The organism is Gilliamella sp. M0364 (assembly GCF_016100565.1).
Classification (GTDB): domain Bacteria; phylum Pseudomonadota; class Gammaproteobacteria; order Enterobacterales; family Orbaceae; genus Gilliamella; species Gilliamella apis.
On sequence record NZ_JACFSF010000026.1, the window covers coordinates 1 to 531 of the forward strand.

The 531-nt window shown below is 40.9% G+C and carries 1 protein-coding gene; it reads right to left on the reverse strand.

Annotated features, from left to right (window positions below; all coding sequences use genetic code 11):
- On the reverse strand, positions 1–531 hold a 531-nt coding region (locus H3U96_RS11090), incomplete at both ends, for a hypothetical protein (protein ID WP_198196711.1).

A 531-nucleotide genomic window follows, 5' to 3' on the forward strand; every position in this document is an offset into this window, starting at 1 on the left:
GCACCTGCACCGATTAACGTAAATGCTGCATTTTGAAAACCCGTGGTTGGGAAACCACTCCAACGAGAAAAGCCCCAAAAGTTATGAAATACATTTCCATCATAACCGCCATAATTACCCATATCATTTGGTCTTAAATAGCAAATACTGGAATTATGGGGAATGACAGTATATTCCACCCAACTATTACCATAATAACGATTATTAGGCACACCATAAGGGGTATTAGCTTGGATATCCCAAACCTCTACTCTTAATTTATAGGGCCCACCGCATCCCCACAATTCATTACCTAACCTATCATTCGGAATTTGTGCACCATTTTCATACCATGTCGCTTTTAGATAACCTGATATATATCCACCCGCTTCATCACCATCTGCATCACCTATACTAAGATAAGGAATATGATGAGCATTACCATCACTAATGACACTATGGGACATGACTTGATTAAAATGCATACCTGGCGGTGCTTTTATGGCAACCCCGGCATCCCAGGCGCTTATCCAATTATAACCACCTTGACCA